The organism is Phocaeicola faecium, assembly GCF_014837055.1.
GTDB lineage: Bacteria > Bacteroidota > Bacteroidia > Bacteroidales > Bacteroidaceae > Phocaeicola > Phocaeicola gallinarum.
Map to the genome: position 1 here is coordinate 328 of NZ_JACSPQ010000064.1, position 705 is coordinate 1,032.

Below are 705 nucleotides of genomic sequence, written 5' to 3' on the forward strand. Positions count from 1 at the left end.
CACATAGGGGGCCTCCAGATCGCGCTCGACCACGCTGGTGGCGCCCAGGAAGCTCAGGTCGGCCTCCTCGGTGCCGGGGATCACCTCGGGGCGCACGCCGAGGATGCGTTCCATGGCGTCTTCGAACTGTTCGCGGTTCTCGGCATCGCGTGTGGCCGACGTGGCCACGAAGCGGATGCCGTCCACCGGATGCTCCTTGAGAATCTCGGCGAACTCCCCCGCGGCCGCATAGGCGCGCTCCAACGCCTCATCCGCAAAGCGGTGCGTCTGGTCCACATCCTGCCCCAGGCAGATGACGCGCAGGGTGCGGGGGACGATCTCCTCCATACCATGCTCGTCGACGCGCGCCACCTTCAAACGAATCGAATTCGTGCCGCAATCGATGCCGGCCACCGTTACTGAAGCCATATCCGTCTTCCCTCCCTCAACCGTTGTCTGCCGTGTGCCGCGCACACCCGTTATTCAACCGTACACCGGCACACGTCGGGGCTGAACTCGTCGCGGATGCGCGCCAGGGTCAGGTCGCCGATCGGGTTGGCCCCCTGACCCATCACCAGCGTCTGGGCGAGCAGCGCGTGCAGGCATTTGACGCGGGTCGGCAGGCCTCCGGCGCTGATGCCCTCGATATGCTCCTCGCTGTCGCCCAGCCGTCCGGCCAACTCGTGCCGGAAGGCCAGATACAACCGGTGCGCGCGCTCATACGCC

The 705-nt window shown here is 66.7% G+C and carries 2 protein-coding genes; both read right to left on the reverse strand.

The window, feature by feature from the left end:
• A partial coding sequence (locus H9626_RS15875; protein ID WP_497801161.1) for a Ppx/GppA phosphatase family protein occupies window positions 1-408 on the reverse strand: 408 nt, incomplete at its 3' end.
• Window positions 409-458: 50 nt separating this feature from the next.
• Window positions 459-705 (reverse strand): DUF501 domain-containing protein (locus H9626_RS15880; protein ID WP_191710985.1); only part of this gene is annotated, 247 nt, incomplete at its 5' end.